The following is an 18,241-nucleotide window of genomic DNA, read 5'->3' on the forward strand; positions in this document are numbered from 1 at the left end:
TCCTTATTATCGTTAACAATATATGGTGTTATTTTATATTAAAAATCTATAAAAATCCCATAAACTTGCATTTTATAAACGTTTCGGAAAGAAAACTTGCAAAATCAAGCATTCAAAACTATCATTCAAATCTTACCGCAATTGAATTGGCATGAGCGGTAAGTCCCTCTTCCTTGGCAAATAGTTCAATGTCTTCATGTACCTTGGAAAGAGCATCTCTAGAATAAGCAATAATGCTGGTCTTCTTCATAAAGTCATCTACATTTAAAGGTGAGAAGAATCTAGCTGTTCTGTTTGTAGGAAGAATGTGGTTGGGACCTGCGAAATAATCTCCCAAAGGCTCTGATGAATACTCGCCAAGGAAAATAGCACCTGCATTTTTAATCTTGGTCATAACCTCATAAGGGTTCTTGGTTATGATCTCAAGGTGCTCTGAAGCAACTGCATTGGCTGCATCTATCGCATCTTCCATATTATCAGCAACAAACATATATCCGTAATTATCAAGTGATTTCTTGATGATATCGGCTCTTGAAAGCTCCTTAAGGAAGCCGTCTATTTCTTTTGCGACGCCATCAGCAAGCTCCTGTGAAGTAGTAATAAGAATGGCACTTGCCATCTCATCGTGCTCTGCCTGAGATAAAAGATCCGCAGCAACATATCTTGGATTGGCATTTTCATCGGCAAGAACAAGTATCTCGCTGGGACCTGCTATTGAGTCGATTGATACATGTCCAAAGCAAGCTTTCTTAGCAAGAGCTACAAAGATATTTCCCGGGCCTGTGATCTTATCAACCTTGGGAACGCTCTCTGTACCGAAAGCCATAGCTGCTATAGCCTGTGCACCTCCAACTTTATATACTTCGGTTACGCCTGCAATATCAGCGGCAACCAAAGTTCCGGGATTAACGTTTCCGTCTTTTCCCGGAGGTGTGCACATAACTATACGCTCAACACCCGCTACCTTGGCGGGAACTACATTCATAAGAACGCTTGACGGGTAAGCAGCTTTACCGCCGGGAACATAAACTCCCGAGATCTCAATAGGGAGAATTCTCTGTCCGAGGATACTGCCGTCTTCCTTGGTATCGATCCAAGTGTTTCTCTTTTGCTTTTCGTGAAATACTCTGATATTTTCAGCACTCTTCTTCATGACCTCGATAAATTTGGGATCAAGAAGAGAATATGCCTTATCAATTTCTTCTTTGGTAACTCTGATATTGGTAGCGTTTATATCGCACTTATCGAACTTGGAAGTATATTCAAAAAGAGCTTTATCGCCGCTTTTTTTAACGTTCTCGATAATGTCGTTTACGATTGTTTCATATTCTGTATAACTTCCCGGATTTCTGTTGAGCAGATTTCCGAGCAGCTGTTCTTTTGTTTCTGCTGTAAGCTTTAACGTCTGCATTTATAAGTTCTCCTTCATAGCTGTGATCAGCTTTCTGATTCTCTCTGTTTCCATCTGCATGCTGACCTGATTTACGATCATTCTTGCAGATAAAGGGCAGATCTCTTCCAAAACTTCAAGGCCGTTCTCTTTAAGAGTTGAGCCTGTCTCGACGATATCTACAATAACATCCGAAAGATTGACGATGGGGCCGAGCTCAACCGAGCCGTTTAGTTTGATTATATCAACAGTCTGATGCTTCTTGTTAAAGAAGTAATCTTTGGCAATATTCGGATATTTGCTCGCAACTCTGATAAGCTCTCGATGCTCCAACAATTCCTTGGCGTCATGCGGTCCGCATACACACATTCTGCATTTACCAAAGCCAAGGTCCAAAACCTCATATACTCTTCTGTTTTCTTCCATAATTGTATCAGCACCGACAATTCCTATGTCTGCAGCGCCGTATTCAACGTAAGTAGGAACATCGGGTCCCTTTGCCAAAAAGAACTTAAGTCCAAGCTCTTCGTTGGTAAAGATAAGCTTACGTGTCTTTTTATCTAAAATCTCTTCGCATTCGATTCCGCATTTATTCAAAAGCTCCATGCAAGAGTTAACCAGTCGGCCTTTTCCGAGCGCAAAAGTAAGATATCTCATAATTCCTCCGATTATTTTGCTTTTAAAACGACATGCGTGCCGTTTTTGCGTAGTTCTTTAGCCTGCTTAAGTGCAGCTTCAAAAGTTTCAGGTGTATAATTTACGACAGTTATGTCAGATTCGTGTTCAACATCTGCGTTCTGCCTATATAAAGCAGACATAAGATCATCTATTACAATAGAAAAACCGATCGCGGGTGCTTTCTTTCCGTATTTTCCGGTAAGACTGTCATATCTTCCGCCTTTGGCAATTGCATCTCCGACACCATATGTATATGCGCTGAAGATAACACCGGTATAATAATTGAATTTACTCAAGTTACCCAGGTCAAAAGAGATGTATTTTTCCACACCATAATTAGTAAGAACTTTATACAGATCTTTTAGTCTCTTAACAGCGTCAAGTGATCTCTTGTTGGTAACCATACTCTGAGCCATTTCAAGAGCTTCGTCGGAGCCTATAAATTCGGCTACATTTACAATAAGCTTGGTGTGCTTGGGAGAAACACCGCTTTCATTAAGGATGTTTTCGGCTGCATAATAATTTTTCTCGGTAATATAGCCTCTGATCTTTTCTTCCGTTTCTTCATCAATACCGGCTTCCTCACAGATTCCCTTATAAAAGTCGGCATCACCGATACTGATCTGGAAATCATTAAGTCCCGTAGATTTAAGAGCTTCAACCAAAAGAGCTATTATCTCGGCATCCGCATAAACAGAAGAATCATTCATAAGCTCAACGCCAATGTTTGAATTTTCTTTAAGCTTGCCCTGTAGATTGGATGTATTAAGGAACGTCTTTCCTTCATAGCAAACTCTTACCGGTTCTTTGTCTTCCAGCATAACCTTAGATGCACATCTTGCTATAGAAGGTGTGAAATCAGGTCTGAGTACAAGAGTATTGCCCTCTTTGTCAAAGAATTTGAAAAGCTCTTTCGCATCGCTTGCGTTAATCTCTTCAGCGAATACATCGAAGAATTCGAATGTCGGTGTATCGATATCAAGATAACCGTAGCTCTTCATTACTTCATGTATCTTATTTGCAAGAATAATTCTGTCGCTGCACTCTGAACCGTAGATATCTCGTACCCCGTCAGGTGTGTGTAATTGTACTTTATTCATAAATACCTCTTCGAAAACACTTTAGTATGGTACAGTGCTACTCTAATAATTCGTTACTATATTAGAGAGTTTAACATCCATTTAATTACCTTGTCAAGCAAAAAGCCTTTACATGTTATACCGGCACTTATCTAAGCTCCAGATCTTTTTGAATGGCATCAAGATAAGGAATCAAAATGCCATGATCTCCGGGAGAAGGGATAATAAACGAAAGATCGAGCTCGTCATGCCTAAAGCTCTTTCTGCCGCCGCTCTCCGCTCTGTCCCAAAACTCCTTGAGCTTTCTGTACGGAAGATAATAAAATTCATTTCTTGCAGTATAATATATAAGAAAAAAAGCCAGACCGTCTTGCTTCTCAAAGCTATCCATAAAAGCAACCTGGTGCGGATGGATGTTTTCAAGAGTAAACGTGTCATAAGCGCACTCTTTTGCATCAAAGCACACAGGGATTCCTTGAACTGCACCGATATAATCGACGGTACTCTTCTGATCGAAATAAGCAAGCGTTATATGCCTTGTTTCTTTATCGATATTTATAGGAGTTATAGGAGTAGGGATTTTCTGGATAAGCGCAAGGCCAAGCTCATTGTATCTTTCATTGGAACGGTTTATGAGCTCTTCTAATGTAGATCCTCTCAGTCCCCTTGTTTTCCATGTGGGCATAAATCTCCTCCGCTGCAATATCTTGAAAATTCAACAGGTAACGGTGCTATATACTCTTTACCTGCAAGATCCGATAGCTCAACGGGCATTTCCTTTGGAAAAGAAATCTTGTAACTGTGTAAGAGCTGATTATTTATTCCTTTTTCTCTTCGTCCGCCGTATTTCGTATCTCCGATTATCGGGTGCCCCGTCTTTGATAAATGAGCCCTTATCTGATGAGGCTTACCGGTAATAAGCTTCACCAAAAGAACCGTCGTATCCGATTCGGGATTGTATTTAACCGGAGTAAAATAAGTCTCTATATAAGAATAGTTTGTATCCTTAGGATCATCTTTTAATATTTCTACCTTATTCAGGTCGGCATCTTTTCGAAGGTATCCTTTTAAAAGAGAAGAATCCGTTAACTTTCCGGAAACCACAGCTATGTAGAATTTATCAAGCGATCTATCCGAAAGCATCGAGTTCATGATGCGTGCACCGATCAAAGACTTTGCGCAGATTACGATTCCGCTTGTGTTTCTGTCTAGTCTGTTGCATATAGAAGGCTTGTATGTATCAAGGCTTTCGCCTGTTATCTGTCCTTTGGTCAAAAGATAATCTATAAGCCAATCATTTATACTGATATCATCGGCTTCCGCTTTCTGAGACAAAAGACCCGATGGCTTGGAAGCGAACAATACATGTTCGTTTTCAAAGATTATTTCTATTTCACCGTATTGGGTCAGATCAATATCGGAAGGATTTCTGAAATCGGTATTACTATCCTTTCCTCTGAATTTAGCCATAGTATCATCGGAAAAGAAAATCTTGATTGAATCGTTTTTTTGAAGCTTTTCAAGACCGTCCGCTTTTTTGTTATTTAGAGTAATATTCTTTTTCCGAAGCATCTTATAAATGAATCCTTTGGAAGCGTTTGGAAGATATGACTTAAGAAATCCGTCGAGCCTCTTACCTTCTTCATTTACACCGATAATAATCTCTTTCATATTTATCCTTAAAGTGAAATTGATAAAAGAATGGATGCTGCAGTTTGTGTAGTTCCGGGGATCCATGCATCTTCTATTGCTTTAGGATCGATATTCTTATCAATACGCATTTTTTCAAGCTGAAGCAATCTGTCACAGTACTTATCGATATCCGTAAATATCTTGATACTGTAGCTTGAGTATCCGCCCTGCGCCATCATTTTTTTTATGTGAGCCTCACAGTCGGAAATATCCATATCATCATCGGACGAATAACAGCATATATTCTTATCAAGTACCGTAGATGCGTTAACATAATAGTTTTTATCATACGAAGTGATCACATGATCGTATCTTATAAGAAGGCCTCCGCGGCAATTTTCAATTTTTTTGTGATCTTCTGCGCTGCAAGCTTTTGCTTTGATAAACATGAAAAGATTTACGCCGCACCAACCTGTTGGAAGACATCCCAGTGCAGCAATGATACTAAATGCCGACTTAGGGCTTTTATACATAATAATTCCCGTAAGATAAATTCCTATCGTGATTGCTAAAGTGATGACCGTTATTATAAGTGCGAATTTCTTTCTGTAAGTAATATATCCGTATTCACCCTTGCTTACTTTTCCAAGCATCGTATAACCTCTGACTTTAAAACTTTTATTTTATATCAATATTAAGAGCTCTCTTCTCTTCGTTTGTAAGCTCTCTGTATTCTCCCGGATTAAGATTAGGATCAAGTAAAAGAGGTCCCATGGAAAGCCTCTTTAAAAACATAACCTCGTTACCGACAGCTTCGAGCATGCGTTTAACCTGATGAAATCTCCCTTCGCAGATAGTAAGTAAGATCACGGGATTATCGTTTTCATCATTTATAATATCTTCATTGATACATACTTTGGCGGGAAGTGTAAGCTTTTTGCTACCGTCATCGTTCTTATCGCCGATATCAACGCCTTCTTCCAAACGCTTAATATCGGATTCCGACAAAGCATACTTAATATGTACTTCATAAGTCTTATCTACGTGTTTTTTTGGAGATAAAAGCCTATGTATAAGCTCTCCGTCATCGGTTAAAAGAAGAAGTCCTTCCGTATCTATATCGAGTCTGCCGCAAGGATTTAAGCCTTTAACGTTCTCTTCTTTCAGGATATCGATTACAGTTTCCTGTTTCTTGTCTGTTGTTGCAGAAACAACACCAACGGGTTTGTTCAGCATATAATAATGATATTTGCTGTATGATAATACTTTACCGTCAAAAGAGATCTCGTCATTGCTTTCATCAATATGGACATCCGGTTTAAGAGCCGGTACGCCATTGACAGAGCATCTTCCGTTTTTGACATATTCTTTTATCTGTTTTCTTGTGCCGATATTATGGTCACCCAAGAATTTATCAAGTCTCAAACCAATCACCCAAATATAAATTTATTACTGTAAGTCGGTAACCTGAACAGCGTTGCTCTCTTTAAAGAGCTCATAGCTGTTGTAAGCTCTGCAAACAATAACAGGATTCTTGCAGCTCTTTGGAACATTCACGTTAAATGACTGTGTCTCTTTGGTTCTGTCCCACATCTGAAGATAGCTGTAGGTCTGGCCACCGTCATAACTGTATGCGAAATAAATGACAGGACTTCCGGAATCTTTTGTAGTCATTTCAACGAGCACATTGCCGCTTGCCTTATCGGTAGAAAGCACATTGATAGAACAAACTTCAGGCTCTGTGGCATCCTGCCCAACAGGTGCAGCAGGCTTTGAAACCGAATTATACTTAAAGCCTGAATAATCAACTCCAAGCGCAGTAGACTTAAGTCCGAAATACTTAGCCACGGATCTTGCATCCGCAGCGCCTAGCTTTGTCATGAAATCAGCACTCTTTACAAGAGGAAGATCATATCCGTGATCAAGATAAGCATGTTCAATGATTACGCAGGGAATGTCTCTTGCAACACTGTTTCTAATAATTCCGTAGTAGTCACTTCCCTTTGATCCAAGCTTGGTCTTAACGCCCTTCTGATAAAGGCCGAGAGCTGAAAGCTCTGAAGTCTCAATATTTCCAAAGTTCATTCCTGCCTGATAGTACTTATCAAAGGCAGATGTCCACACCTCAGATCCATAGAAATTATGCTCAGCCGATGCATTAAAATGAATACTGAAAACAAATTCTGCATTAACGCTCTTTGCAAAAGCAGCTCTGTCTTCGAGTGAAATAAATCTGTCGTCTGTTCTTGTAAGATAAACGGTAATGTTCTCGTATTTTTCAAGCTCTGTCTTCATCGCGTTTGCAACCTGTAAAGTGAGAGCTTTCTCAGATAGACCGTTATACTGAGCGCCGAGGTTTCTGTCTCCTTCACCGCCGTGTCCGGGGTCGATTACAATAATATGCTGTTTTTCGGCAGCAACAGCTTTGCTTCCCTGTGTCGGAACTATACCGGAAAAAGCAAGAATCATTATAAGTAGCAAAGTAAAGATTTTTTTATTCATGATAAAACTCCTTTTATAATGCGGTGTTTTCATTGTTTATATACGTATAAAAAGCTGTCGCTTCAGCGGCAGCTTTTATTTTATTTTTATTTATCAGATCATATCGAGGTTAATTGCTTCTTGCTGTGTAAGTCCGCCATCGGTTACAGGTGCCTGTTCCTGAACGGGAATAGGAGCAACCTCCGGAGGTCTTAGATCAGCTCTGTTGGATTTTATAACTTCTCCGTACTGAGCAAGAGCCGAAAGTACACTGTCATTGCTGGCCGTGATATCTTTTACCATATTGACACTGCTCTGCTTAATTGTCTCGATAATCTCATCGTTGCTCTTAGTAGTAGCATCGATAGACTGAGTGATGATATCCTCAACTCCGGCAAGAAGCTGATCAGTATACTGTACAGCGGCAGTTTTCATATTATTAGCTTCCAAGTTGGCATTATCCAGAATTTCTTTAGCCTGCATAGCTGCCTGAGATACAACTTCATTGGCCTGAGCGTAAGCCTGCTGCATGATCTCATGTTCATTTATGAGCTCATGAGTCTTGATAGTAGCCTGATTGACTATATCTTCAGCTTTCTTTCTGGCATCGTTTAAAATAGCCTCTTTATTGCTTATGATCTTCTGATATTTTTTGATCTCCTCGGGAGTTTTAGACCTAAGTTCCCTGAGAAGTTCGTCAATCTCTTCTTTGTTTACGACAATTTTGGTCTGAGAAAGAGGCTGGGGTTTGCAATTGTCAATATAGGTCTCAATCTCATCAATCAGCTGTTCTATTCTGCTGGTCATAGTAGGATCCCCCTAACTTTATCTATTTCCATACTTGTCCTTAAGTGCCTGTTCTACATGCTCGGGAACACAAGGAGAAACATCTCCGCCGTAGCTTGCAACCTCTCTTACAACAGAACTGCTAAGGTATGAAAACTTAAGGTTCGTTGTAAGGAAAACGGTGTCAACTTCGTTGTGAGAAAGTTCCTTGTTGGTCTGAGCAATCTGAAGTTCGTACTCGAAATCAGTGATAGCTCTAAGGCCCCTAATAACAATATGGATGTCTTCCTTTTTGCAATAATCTATAAGTAGTCCGTCAAAAGACTCAATAACGGCATTATTAACGCCCTTTAAAGACTCTTTTAACATTTTAACACGTTCATCCAGCGTAAACAATGGAGTTTTGGCAGAATTACACATTACAGCCACTATTACTTTATCAAACATTGTAGACGCACGTTTTATTATATCGAGATGACCGTAAGTAACCGGGTCAAAACTTCCGGGATAAACCGCTACCTTCATGCATTGTCCTTTCTGTAAAGGAATACATGCTTGTTGTTCTTGTACTCCTTTTCTCTTCTGACTTCAAATCCGTAATCCTCTGCAAAAGAAAAATCAAGATCCACGGGGCTTTCAGCAATTATCATCGTATTTGTTGTAACATAACTCATTGTCTGAAGCTGAGCCAATGTCCTTTCATAGAGATCACCGTGATAAGGAGGGTCCATAAATATTATATCAGCTTCTTTTTCGTGTATGTTCCTAAGTGCTATAACCACGTCCTGTTTAAAAACAGTAGCTTCTTCTTCAAAATGCGTTGTCTTAAGATTAGCCAGGATGCATTTGTACGGTGCTGCGCCGTTTTCAACAAAATATGCTCTTGTAGCGCCCCTCGATAAAGCCTCTATACCGATACCGCCGCTTCCGGAAAAAAGATCTATAAATACCGATCCGGGAACCTGATTCTGTATCATATTAAATAATGTCTCTTTTATCCTGTCTTGTGTAGGTCTTGTATCGTTACCTTCAGGAGTGACAAGTTTAAGTCTTCTTGCCGAACCTGCAATTACTCTCATAATCTCACCTTCGTGCCTTTTGTATCTCTGCTTGTGATCTTAAGATGGCTAAGCTCAACCTTTTTATCGTTATGCTCAACCTGCTTCTCTTCCATGTCATTTAAGTAATAGACATCTCTGATGAAGTCATTCTTTCCAAGTCTCATTCCTCTTACGCCGACGGCAGCCTTCTTTTTCTCAGGTATAGTCTCAACATAAAATCTAAGGAAGAAACCATCGTTTGATTTAAGTATAACAGTTTTTTGCTCATGTAGTATCTCTACACTGACAACTTCATCATTATCATTTAATTTGGTAGCTGCGACCGTTCTCTTTGAAACATCAAATTCACCGCCGTCTACAACCTTCATCATCGCAGTCTTTGTTGTGAAAAGAACTCTGTATAGATTAAGGTCTGACTGACTTGATGCAAGAACGATAGTCTCTTTGGATGTATCGAAATTGCTGACGTTGTCTATCGGTACACCCTTATCTCTCATCTTACCCTGAGGAAGATCGGTAGCCTTTACCGTGTGCAGATTACCTGTATTGGTAAAGAAGCATACCTTACCTGTATTCTTCATGATAAATGAGAACTTGAATTCTGCTTCGATAGTCTCCTTATTCTTCTCATAGGTTGTTGCGTCAATAGTCTTGGCATATCCGAACTTATCCATAATAAACGCAACATCCATCTCTTCGATGGGCTTTTCTTCGTATACGGCAGTTTCACGATTCTCGATAAGCGTCTTACGATCTGCCTTATACTCTTTTTTGATCCTGTTAAGATCGTTCTGAATAACCATGGACATTGATTCGTGGCTGTCCAATATATCCTCGTATCTGTAAATATTGGCTACAGTCTGCTCATGATCTTTGATCAGGGCGTCAAGCTCAAGTCCGATGAGCTTATATAATCTCATCTCGAGAATTGCATCTGCCTGGGGCTCTGTAAAAAGAAGCTGTGCAGCCATTGCTTTTGATTCTCTGGATTTAAAGTTGATTCCGTCCGTGACACCGTTAACAAGACAGTTCTTAGCCATTGCTCTGTCTTTGGATCCTCTGAGAATTTCTATAACAAGGTCGATTACATTGCAAGCCTTGATAAGGCCTTCCTGTATCTCTTTTTTCTCCTGCTCTTTCTTTAAAAGAGTCGTATATTTCCTTGTAGCAACTTCAAACTGGAAATCAGCGCATGCACGCATGATATCTCTAAGAGACATTGTTTCCGGTCTTCCGTTGTCGATAGCAAGCATGTTTACGCCGAAGGTGTCCTCAAGCTTGGTCTTCTTGTAAAGAAGATTGGTGAAGTTCTCAACATCGGTGTCCTTCTTAAGCTCGATAACGATTCTGATACCTTCTTTGGAAGACTGGTTGGAAATATCGATAATGTCATTGGTGATCTTCTTCTCGGCAAGCTCGGCAACATCTGCCATAAACTTACCGATTCCGGCGCCGATCATTGTATAAGGAATCTCGGTAATAACAAGATTGATATGTCCGTTCTTACCCTTCTCCGTCTCAACCTTACCGCGAACTCTGATCTTACCTGTACCTGTCTCATAGATATCTTTAAGCTCGTCTTTGTTTATTACGATACCGCCCGTTGGGAAATCAGGTCCCTTTATGTATTTCATAAGATCAGCGGTTGTAAGGGTATCATCCTGAATATATGCGATCTCAGCATCGATAACTTCCGCAAGATTATGAGGCGGCGTGCTTGTAGCCATACCAACGGCAATACCTTCCGATCCGTTTATAAGAAAATTAGGTATCTTAACGGGAAGAACCGCAGGTTCTTTCTCTGTCTCATCAAAGTTGGGAAGGAAATCAACTACGTTTTTATCCAGATCTTCAAGGAAGTTTTCCTGTGTAAGCTTGGAAAGTCTTGCCTCCGTATAACGCATTGCAGCTGCACCGTCACCTTCGATGTTACCGAAGTTGCCGTGACCGTCAACAAGAGGAACGATCTTCTTGAAGTCCTGCGTCATTACAACAAGACAGTCATAGATTGAGCTGTCGCCGTGAGGATGATATTTACCCATCGTATCACCGACGATTCTGGCACTCTTTCTGTAAGGTCTGTCATATCTTATTCCGAGCTCATACATATCATAGAGAGTTCTTCTCTGAACGGGCTTAAGACCGTCTCTGATATCGGGAAGCGCACGCGCAACGATAACGCTCATCGCATAGTCTATGAATGACTTTTGCATTATGTCCGAATATTCGGTTCTGATAATTCTGTCTTCCATAAATCACTCCAAATTATTGGTCAAAAATCTTAAATATCAAGCTCTGCGTCTGTCGCATGCTGATGTATAAACTCTCTTCTGGGTGGAACGTCAACGCCCATCAAAAGCTCTGTCATATGAGAAGCCATCTTGGCGTCCTCAATCTCAACAGCCTTAAGAAGTCGTCTTTCGGGATCGAGTGTTGTCTCCCATAACTGAGCGGGATCCATCTCACCAAGACCCTTATATCGCTGAAGCGTAAAGCTGCCCTTATGAGTATTTCTGTACTTGGCAAGTGCATTGTCGTCATACAGATACTCTTCCTTGCCTTTAGATGGCATAGCCTTGTAAAGAGGCGGAATAGCGATATAAACATGCCCCTGATAGATGAGCTCCGGCATAAATCTGTAGAACAAGGTCAAAAGTAGTGTCGCGATATGTTCACCGTCGACGTCGGCATCGGCCATGATGATGATCTTGTCATATCTTAGCTTATTTATATCAAAGTCATTGCCGTATCCTTCGGAAAAACCGCAGCCGAAAGCATTGATCATCGTCTTGATCTCGGCATTTGCTAGAACCTTGTCGATACTGGCTTTCTCGACGTTAAGAATCTTACCTCTGATTGGTAGGATAGCCTGATAATTACGGTCTCTTGCCATCTTGGCGCTACCGCCGGCCGAATCTCCTTCTACGATGAAGATCTCACACTTGGAAGCATCTTTACTTATGCAGTTTGCAAGCTTACCGTTTGAGTCAAAAGAATACTTTTGTTTGGTAAGCATATTGGTCTTGGCCTTTTCTTCAGTCTTTCTGATCTTGGCGGCCTTTTCGGCACAGCCGATGATAGACTTAAGGCACTCCAAATTACGGTCAAAGAATCTTGTGACCTCATCATTGGTAATCTTGGATACGATCTTGGCTGCATCCTGGTTATCAAGCTTGGTCTTCGTCTGACCTTCAAATCTGGGATCGGGATGCTTGATCGAAATAACCGCTGTCATACCGTTTCTTACATCGGTACCCGTAAAGTTGGCATCCTTATCCTTTAATATATTAAGCTCTCTCGCGTACTGATTGATGATATTGGTAAACATCGTCTTAAAGCCGGTAAGATGCGTACCTCCTTCGGCATTATAGATGTTATTACAAAATCCGAGTACATCTTCGTGGAATTCATTGACGTACTGGAAAGCAACTTCTACTTCTACGCCTTCGCTCTCACCGCTAAAAGAAACAACGTCGCACACGGCTTCTTTGGACTTGTTCATATCCTTGATAAAGCCTGTGATACCGTCGGGCTCATGGAATTCAATGTATTCCTCAACACCGGGTCTTTTATCCTCGAAAATGATCGTAAGTGAAGGATTGAGATAAGAAGTTTCGTGAAGCCTTGATTTTATGTCATCTTCTTTGAATCTTGTCTTTTCAAAAATGGTGTCATCCGGAAGGAAGTTAATCGTTGTTCCGGTCTCTTTTGTTGTTCCGACAGGATCGAGAAGTCCCTTGTTAAGTTTGGTTGTGGGTATTCCTCGCTCATAGCTGTCTTCGTAGATAAATCCGTCTTTTTTGATCCTGACACTCATTCTTGTAGAAAGAGCGTTAACTACGGATGAACCTACACCGTGAAGACCACCGCTTGTTTTATATGCATTATTATCAAACTTACCGCCGGCATGGAGCATGGTAAGAACAACACGCTCTGCTGTTATGCCCTTAGCGTGCATTCCGACGGGAATTCCTCGTCCGTTATCTTCTACCGTAGCTGAGCCGTCGGCTTCCAATGTTACATGGATCTGTGTGCAGAAACCTGCAAGATGTTCATCAACCGCATTGTCTACGATCTCGTAAACAAGGTGATTGAGCCCTCTTGTGGTCACGCTTCCGATATACATACCGGGACGCTTTCTGACCGCTTCAAGACCTTCTAAGACAGTGATACTGGAAGCATCATATTGTTCGTATGAAGCCATTTGTGTAAACCCCTTTGCAAAACTTTAAAATCAAAATAATCTATTACCGCATCAAAAATGCAGTTTTCTTGTGACCGCAAGAGCAAGCGCTCCGGGTCCTATATGACATGAAACAGATAAAGATAAAGGATCCATATGAACCTCGTGACCGGGGAATGCAGCCTCTACCTCTTTTTTCCATTCATTGGCGGCATCAGTGTCATGAGAATAGGCTATCTCTATCCAGAAATCGCCTGCCTCCATGCCTCCGAATCTGTTCTCAATATCGTTCTTAACGGCTGTAAGCATAATGTTCTTGCCTTGAGAAGTTGTACGAGCCTTGGCAAAAGCATCAAGCTTCTCTCCCTGAATCTGCAGAACGGGCTTAAGTCTTAAGAGCGTACCGAGTGCAGCCGCTGCGGGAGTGATCCTTCCGCCCTTTTTAAGATAATAAAGAGTATCAAGCATGATATAAATGCTTGACTCAAACTTGGTCTCAACAAGCTTTTTGGAGATATCTTCCGCTCCAAAGCCGGCATCGGCCATAGCCTTGGCATCTATTGCGGACTGTCTCTGCGTCACGGATATTCTCTGATTATCAACAACAAAGACCTTACCTTCATATTCCTCACCGGCGAGCATAAATGCACTCTGACAAGAACCTGAAAGTCCGCTACTCATTGGGATATATACTATCTCATCATAATCCATGAGCAGATCATCCCAAAGCGTCATCAAAGAATCGGGAGTAGGCTGACTGGTTGAAACCTCTGCATTACCGGTAAGCTTTTCATAGAACTGCTCCTGAGTAAGATTGATATCCTCAAAGAACTCTTCGTTATTTATCATAAAGGGCATGGGAACAACATGTATGCCTAGTTCCTTAGCCTGTGATTGTGTGATTCCACTGTTACTGTCTGTAACTATCGCAACTTTAGCCATTCTAGCAATTTCGACAAAAAATGCCGATAATCCTCCTATTTTCGTCCTGTTTAATAAAATAAGTTTACTTTTATAGCGTTGTAAAGTCAATAAAATTTGCAGATTTTGTGCTTATCTTATTCTTTAATACACTATGTTGTGGGAGAGACAATTCCGGGTCGCTTGCCAAAATTCTGTCGGCATCCATTGCAGCTTCTTTTACAAGATCGCTATCATGATAGATATCGCCTACTCTAAAGCAAAGCTCACCGCTTTGTCTTACACCGAAAAGATCTCCGGGACCTCTTTGTTCCAGATCTTCTCTTGCAATTTCAAAACCGTCATTTGACCTGTTCATGATATCCAATCTTTTCTTGGTCTCGTCGGAAGCCGAAGTGTTGATAAAGATACAATATGACTGCGAATCTCCTCTTCCTACTCTTCCTCTTAACTGATGAAGCTGTGAAAGTCCGAATCGCTCGGAATTTTCTATCATGATAACCGTCGCATTCGGAACATCGATTCCGACTTCAATAACAGTTGTTGAAACCAAAACGTCGATATCCTTCCTTGCAAAAGACTCCATGATATCGTCTTTTACAGAGGGCTTCATCTTACCGTGAAGGACTCCTACATTTATATTCGAAGGGAATACGTTTCTGAGCTTTTCGGCATAGTCTATGACATTTTCAGCGCCGTTAAGCTCTCCTTCTTCTATCATTGGGCATATAATATAAGCCTGATGACCTTCTTCCACCTGCTTTTGGATAAATTTATAGGCAGTATCTCTGTAATCCGTGCCTATAACGCAGTTTTTAATCGGCAGTCTTCCCTTCGGAAGCTCATCGATAACAGAAATACTCAGATCTCCGTACAAGATAATTGCAAGAGTTCTGGGAATCGGTGTCGCACTCATTGCAAGAACATGCACGTTTTCGCCTTTGCCGGCAAGCGATTCTCTTTGTCTTACGCCAAATCTGTGCTGCTCATCGGTAACGACAAGAGCCAGGTTCTTGTAACTGACCTTTTCCTGAATAAGAGCATTTGTTCCGATGATACAGTTAACGTCACCGTTTGCGATAAGCTCCTGAGCATTTCGCTTATCCTTAGCAGAAAGAGATCCTGTCAAAAGAATCGGTTTAAGTGCTGAAATCTTGTATTTATCTATCATTTTTTTGAAGTTCTCAAAATGCTGCGCCGCAAGTACTTCAGTGGGAGCCATTATCGCGCCTTGATATCCGTTTGCCGCAGCAGTCAAAAGAGCCATAAACGAAATGATGGTCTTACCGGAGCCAACATCTCCCTGAATAAGCCTGTTCATTACATGTTTTCCGGAAAGATCGGATAATATGTCATTCCAAATACTTTTCTGTGCATCGGTCAGATCATAAGGAAGCTGCTCCAACAGTCTTTTTACATCGGAAACCTCCATCATGGGAAAAGAGTTAAGAACCTCTTTTTGAGACAGTTTTAACAGACGCAGTTTAAGAATGAAGAGTAAAAACTCATCATAAGCAAGCCTTCTTCTGGAATCCTCAAGTTGCTTATCATTCTTTGGAAAATGGATTCCGTATGAAGCCTCGGAATAAGAAACAAGATTAAGCTTATTTATCAACTCTTCCGGAAGGTATTCTTCAAGCTTGCCTGCATTTATAAAGGTCTGCTCAACAGCCTTGGTAACTGCATTATTTGTAAGTCCCTTAACCAACGAATATTTCGGTCTCATACTGCCCGATAAAGCGACATATTCCTCTACCTTGTACATTTTTGGCTGATCCATGTAAAAGAAATTACCCTTTTTGCGGGTAATACCTCTGAAAATATGCGTTGTTCCGGATTTAAGATTATTAATAAGATAAGGTGCGTTAAAATATGTCATCTTAATCTTGCCGGTCTGATCGGCGGCTTCAAATGAAAGAATTGAAAGATTACGAACACGTCTTTTTGAAACAGTACCCACGATGGTGAGCTTCATGGCACACATCTGTCCTTCCGAAGCATCGCAAGCATTTATGACATCGCCGAAATAGTCATAATCTCTCGGAAAATAGGTCAAAAGATCTCCACATGTATAAATACCGCACTTATTAAAAAGCTTGCCTGTCTTGTCGCCGACACCTTTAAGGTCGGTAATAAGCTCTGATAGTTCTCTTTCTCCCATAACAAAACCTCATCCGCTGATTACTTATTAAAATATAAGCCGGGTAATAACAAACCCGGCTTATAAGAAAATCGATATTTAAATTATACATTATTCTGCTGAAACAATGTAGTAGTAAATAGGCTGACCGCCAAACTGAAGCTCTACATCACATGAAGGGAATTTCTCGGATATTCTCTCTCTGAGAGCTTCCGCATCCTTTTCGTCAACTTCATCACCGTAATATACACTGATAAGCTCAAGATCGTCGCTCATCATCTTATCAAGCATATCGAATGTAACATCGGCTATCTCTCCACCGACAGCAAGAATACCGGAATCACCGATACCCATGTAGTCACCTTGCTTGATCTGTACATCATCTATAACCGTATCTCTTACGGCATAAGTAACTTCACCTGTATTAACCGTTCCAAGCGCCTCTGTCATAGCAGCAACATTGTCTTCAACAGGAGTATCGGGCACATAGTTGATGATCGCTGTGATACCCTGAGGTACGGTCTTTGAAGGAACTACAACAATCTTCTTCTCGGAATCATTGTCTTCCGACATGATCGCTGCCTGATTTGCTGCAAGAATAATATTCTTATTATTAGGAAGTACTATAACGGTATCGGCATTAACCTTATCAACAGCATCGAGAATATCTGCAGTTGAAGGGTTCATTGTCTGACCGCCCTCTATAACATAATCAACACCGAGTCCTCTGAAGATATCGGCAAGTCCGGAGCCTGCACATACGGTTACAAAACCGACATCCTTGTGAGGCATTTCAGGTTCAGCAGCCTTGGGCGCTTCAGTCTCAACTTTCTTTCCGATCGGAATATCATCACCGGGAAGATATGTTGGTGTAAGCTCTGCAGCTCCGTTAATCTCTGTCTCTATCTCTGCCCATGATCCGTCGTTGTTCTCATGGAAAAGCTTTTCTCTGTGCTCCATTCTCATGTTATCGATCTTCATATTGGAAAGTTGACCGTACATGAGAGCTCTCTGGATTGCAAGTCCGGGATCGTTGGAATGAACGTGCACTTTACAGATCTCATCATCTGCAACCATAACGATCGAATCTCCGATTGACTCAAGGAAATTCTTGAAATCAATTTCCTGCTTAATATTAAGAGGCTTTGAAAGAAGAACAATAAACTCAGTACAATAACCGAATTTGATATCCTCTTCCTTGGGTTCTCCCATCGTCTTGGCTCCGGGAGTAACCTGCTCTTCTGTAATGGTAAGATCGATCTCTTTACCGAGATATCCGTCAAGAGCGCCCTTAAGAACCTGTACAAGACCCTGTCCGCCGGAATCCACAACGCCTGCCTGCTTAAGAACAGGAAGCATATCGGGAGTCTTGGCAAGAACTTCATCTGCATATTTAATAACTTCACTGCAGAAGAACTCGATATCTTCGGTTCCTTCTACAGCAAGCTCATGTGCTTTCTCACTTGCACCCTTGGCAACGGTAAGAATTGTACCTTCCTTGGGCTTCATAACAGCCTTGTAAGCCGTCTCTACGGCTTTATCAAAAGCTTCGGCAAGAATACTTACATTAACTTCGTCGTGTTCTTTTACAACCTTTGTGAAACCTCTAAGCAGCTGAGAAAGGATAACTCCGGAGTTACCTCTCGCTCCACGAAGAGATCCTGAAGAAATCGCTTTGCATATTGCAGACATATCTGCGTTGTCACCAAGAGATCCAACCTCTTTGGCTGCTGACATGATGGTCATTGTCATGTTTGTACCGGTATCGCCGTCGGGAACGGGGAAAACATTAAGTTCGTTGATCCATTCCTTCTTAGCTTCGAGATTCTTAGCTCCGGTCAAAAACATTTTTGACAACATCTTAGCGTCAATTACATTATTACTCAAAAC

At 41.1% G+C, this 18,241-nt stretch carries 16 protein-coding genes; all 16 read right to left on the bottom strand.

Annotation, left to right across the window (positions count from 1 at the left end; all coding sequences use genetic code 11):
- Positions 1-121: 121 nt before the first annotated feature.
- Positions 122-1,411 carry a histidinol dehydrogenase gene (gene hisD, locus D6853_RS03945; protein ID WP_120656601.1) on the bottom strand — a complete coding sequence of 430 codons (1,290 nt, stop codon included), beginning with the start codon at positions 1,409-1,411 and terminating at the stop codon, positions 122-124.
- Positions 1,412-2,047 carry an ATP phosphoribosyltransferase gene (gene hisG, locus D6853_RS03950; protein ID WP_092246972.1) on the bottom strand — a complete coding sequence of 212 codons (636 nt, stop codon included), beginning with the start codon at positions 2,045-2,047 and terminating at the stop codon, positions 1,412-1,414.
- 11 nt (positions 2,048-2,058) lie between these two features.
- A complete protein-coding gene (gene hisZ / locus D6853_RS03955) occupies positions 2,059-3,168 on the bottom strand; it encodes an ATP phosphoribosyltransferase regulatory subunit (RefSeq protein ID WP_120656603.1) in 1,110 nt (369 codons plus the stop codon).
- Positions 3,169-3,295: 127 nt separating this feature from the next.
- Entirely contained in the window at positions 3,296-3,832 is a 537-nt protein-coding gene (locus tag D6853_RS03960) for a Holliday junction resolvase RecU (protein ID WP_120656605.1), read from the bottom strand.
- Positions 3,805-4,818 carry an RluA family pseudouridine synthase gene (locus tag D6853_RS03965; RefSeq protein WP_243108289.1) on the bottom strand — a complete coding sequence of 338 codons (1,014 nt, stop codon included), beginning with the start codon at positions 4,816-4,818 and terminating at the stop codon, positions 3,805-3,807. Before D6853_RS03965 ends, D6853_RS03960 begins: the two co-directional genes overlap by 28 nt.
- An 8-nt stretch (positions 4,819-4,826) precedes the next feature.
- Positions 4,827-5,432 (bottom strand): hypothetical protein, encoded by a 606-nt coding sequence (locus D6853_RS03970; protein WP_120656609.1) that lies wholly within the window; start codon positions 5,430-5,432, stop codon positions 4,827-4,829.
- A 25-nt stretch (positions 5,433-5,457) separates the two neighbouring features.
- On the bottom strand, positions 5,458-6,210 hold the full coding sequence (locus D6853_RS03975; RefSeq protein ID WP_120656999.1) for a pseudouridine synthase: 753 nt from the start codon (positions 6,208-6,210) through the stop codon (positions 5,458-5,460).
- Positions 6,211-6,228: 18 nt separating this feature from the next.
- Positions 6,229-7,281 (bottom strand): N-acetylmuramoyl-L-alanine amidase family protein, encoded by a 1,053-nt coding sequence (locus tag D6853_RS03980; RefSeq protein WP_158588653.1) that lies wholly within the window; start codon positions 7,279-7,281, stop codon positions 6,229-6,231.
- 93 nt (positions 7,282-7,374) lie between these two features.
- Positions 7,375-8,067 carry an ATPase gene (locus D6853_RS03985; RefSeq protein ID WP_120656613.1) on the bottom strand — a complete coding sequence of 231 codons (693 nt, stop codon included), beginning with the start codon at positions 8,065-8,067 and terminating at the stop codon, positions 7,375-7,377.
- A gap of 18 nt (positions 8,068-8,085) precedes the next feature.
- The gene (coaD, locus tag D6853_RS03990) at positions 8,086-8,571 is read right to left on the bottom strand and encodes a pantetheine-phosphate adenylyltransferase (protein WP_120656615.1); all 486 of its coding nucleotides are present in this window, start codon (positions 8,569-8,571) and stop codon (positions 8,086-8,088) included.
- A complete protein-coding gene (gene rsmD / locus D6853_RS03995) occupies positions 8,568-9,125 on the bottom strand; it encodes a 16S rRNA (guanine(966)-N(2))-methyltransferase RsmD (protein ID WP_120656617.1) in 558 nt (185 codons plus the stop codon). The genes coaD and rsmD overlap by 4 nt, the downstream gene beginning before the upstream one ends.
- On the bottom strand, positions 9,122-11,359 hold the full coding sequence (locus D6853_RS04000; RefSeq protein ID WP_120656619.1) for a DNA gyrase/topoisomerase IV subunit A: 2,238 nt from the start codon (positions 11,357-11,359) through the stop codon (positions 9,122-9,124). The genes rsmD and D6853_RS04000 overlap by 4 nt, the downstream gene beginning before the upstream one ends.
- A 29-nt stretch (positions 11,360-11,388) precedes the next feature.
- Positions 11,389-13,311, bottom strand: a complete 1,923-nt coding sequence (locus tag D6853_RS04005; protein ID WP_120656620.1) for a DNA gyrase/topoisomerase IV subunit B — start codon at positions 13,309-13,311, stop codon at positions 11,389-11,391.
- A gap of 51 nt (positions 13,312-13,362) precedes the next feature.
- Positions 13,363-14,232 carry a DegV family protein gene (locus tag D6853_RS04010; RefSeq protein WP_120656622.1) on the bottom strand — a complete coding sequence of 290 codons (870 nt, stop codon included), beginning with the start codon at positions 14,230-14,232 and terminating at the stop codon, positions 13,363-13,365.
- Positions 14,233-14,302: 70 nt separating this feature from the next.
- Complete coding sequence (gene recG, locus D6853_RS04015) at positions 14,303-16,372, bottom strand: ATP-dependent DNA helicase RecG (RefSeq protein ID WP_120656624.1); 2,070 nt, start codon at positions 16,370-16,372, stop codon at positions 14,303-14,305.
- 90 nt (positions 16,373-16,462) lie between these two features.
- Positions 16,463-18,238, bottom strand: a complete 1,776-nt coding sequence (locus tag D6853_RS04020; RefSeq protein ID WP_120656626.1) for a DAK2 domain-containing protein — start codon at positions 18,236-18,238, stop codon at positions 16,463-16,465.
- Positions 18,239-18,241 lie beyond the last annotated feature (3 nt).

The organism is Butyrivibrio sp. X503 (genome assembly GCF_003625475.1).
In the GTDB taxonomy this organism is placed as follows: Bacteria; Bacillota; Clostridia; order Lachnospirales; family Lachnospiraceae; genus Butyrivibrio.

Excerpts from the sequence above, each read along its gene's own strand:
- recG (WP_120656624.1), bottom strand. The coding sequence starts at position 16,372 with ATGGGAGAAAGAGAACTATCAGAGCTTATTACCGACCTTAAAGGTGTC.
- hisZ (WP_120656603.1), bottom strand. The coding sequence starts at position 3,168 with ATGAATAAAGTACAATTACACACACCTGACGGGGTACGAGATATCTAC.
- D6853_RS04005 (WP_120656620.1), bottom strand. The coding sequence starts at position 13,311 with ATGGCTTCATACGAACAATATGATGCTTCCAGTATCACTGTCTTAGAA.
- D6853_RS04000 (WP_120656619.1), bottom strand. The coding sequence starts at position 11,359 with ATGGAAGACAGAATTATCAGAACCGAATATTCGGACATAATGCAAAAG.
- D6853_RS04010 (WP_120656622.1), bottom strand. The coding sequence starts at position 14,232 with ATGGCTAAAGTTGCGATAGTTACAGACAGTAACAGTGGAATCACACAA.
- rsmD (WP_120656617.1), bottom strand. The coding sequence starts at position 9,125 with ATGAGAGTAATTGCAGGTTCGGCAAGAAGACTTAAACTTGTCACTCCT.
- D6853_RS03960 (WP_120656605.1), bottom strand. The coding sequence starts at position 3,832 with ATGCCCACATGGAAAACAAGGGGACTGAGAGGATCTACATTAGAAGAG.
- D6853_RS03980 (WP_158588653.1), bottom strand. The coding sequence starts at position 7,281 with ATGAATAAAAAAATCTTTACTTTGCTACTTATAATGATTCTTGCTTTT.
- D6853_RS03970 (WP_120656609.1), bottom strand. The coding sequence starts at position 5,432 with ATGCTTGGAAAAGTAAGCAAGGGTGAATACGGATATATTACTTACAGA.
- D6853_RS03985 (WP_120656613.1), bottom strand. The coding sequence starts at position 8,067 with ATGACCAGCAGAATAGAACAGCTGATTGATGAGATTGAGACCTATATT.
- hisG (WP_092246972.1), bottom strand. The coding sequence starts at position 2,047 with ATGAGATATCTTACTTTTGCGCTCGGAAAAGGCCGACTGGTTAACTCT.
- hisD (WP_120656601.1), bottom strand. The coding sequence starts at position 1,411 with ATGCAGACGTTAAAGCTTACAGCAGAAACAAAAGAACAGCTGCTCGGA.
- D6853_RS03965 (WP_243108289.1), bottom strand. The coding sequence starts at position 4,818 with ATGAAAGAGATTATTATCGGTGTAAATGAAGAAGGTAAGAGGCTCGAC.
- coaD (WP_120656615.1), bottom strand. The coding sequence starts at position 8,571 with ATGAAGGTAGCGGTTTATCCCGGAAGTTTTGACCCGGTTACTTACGGT.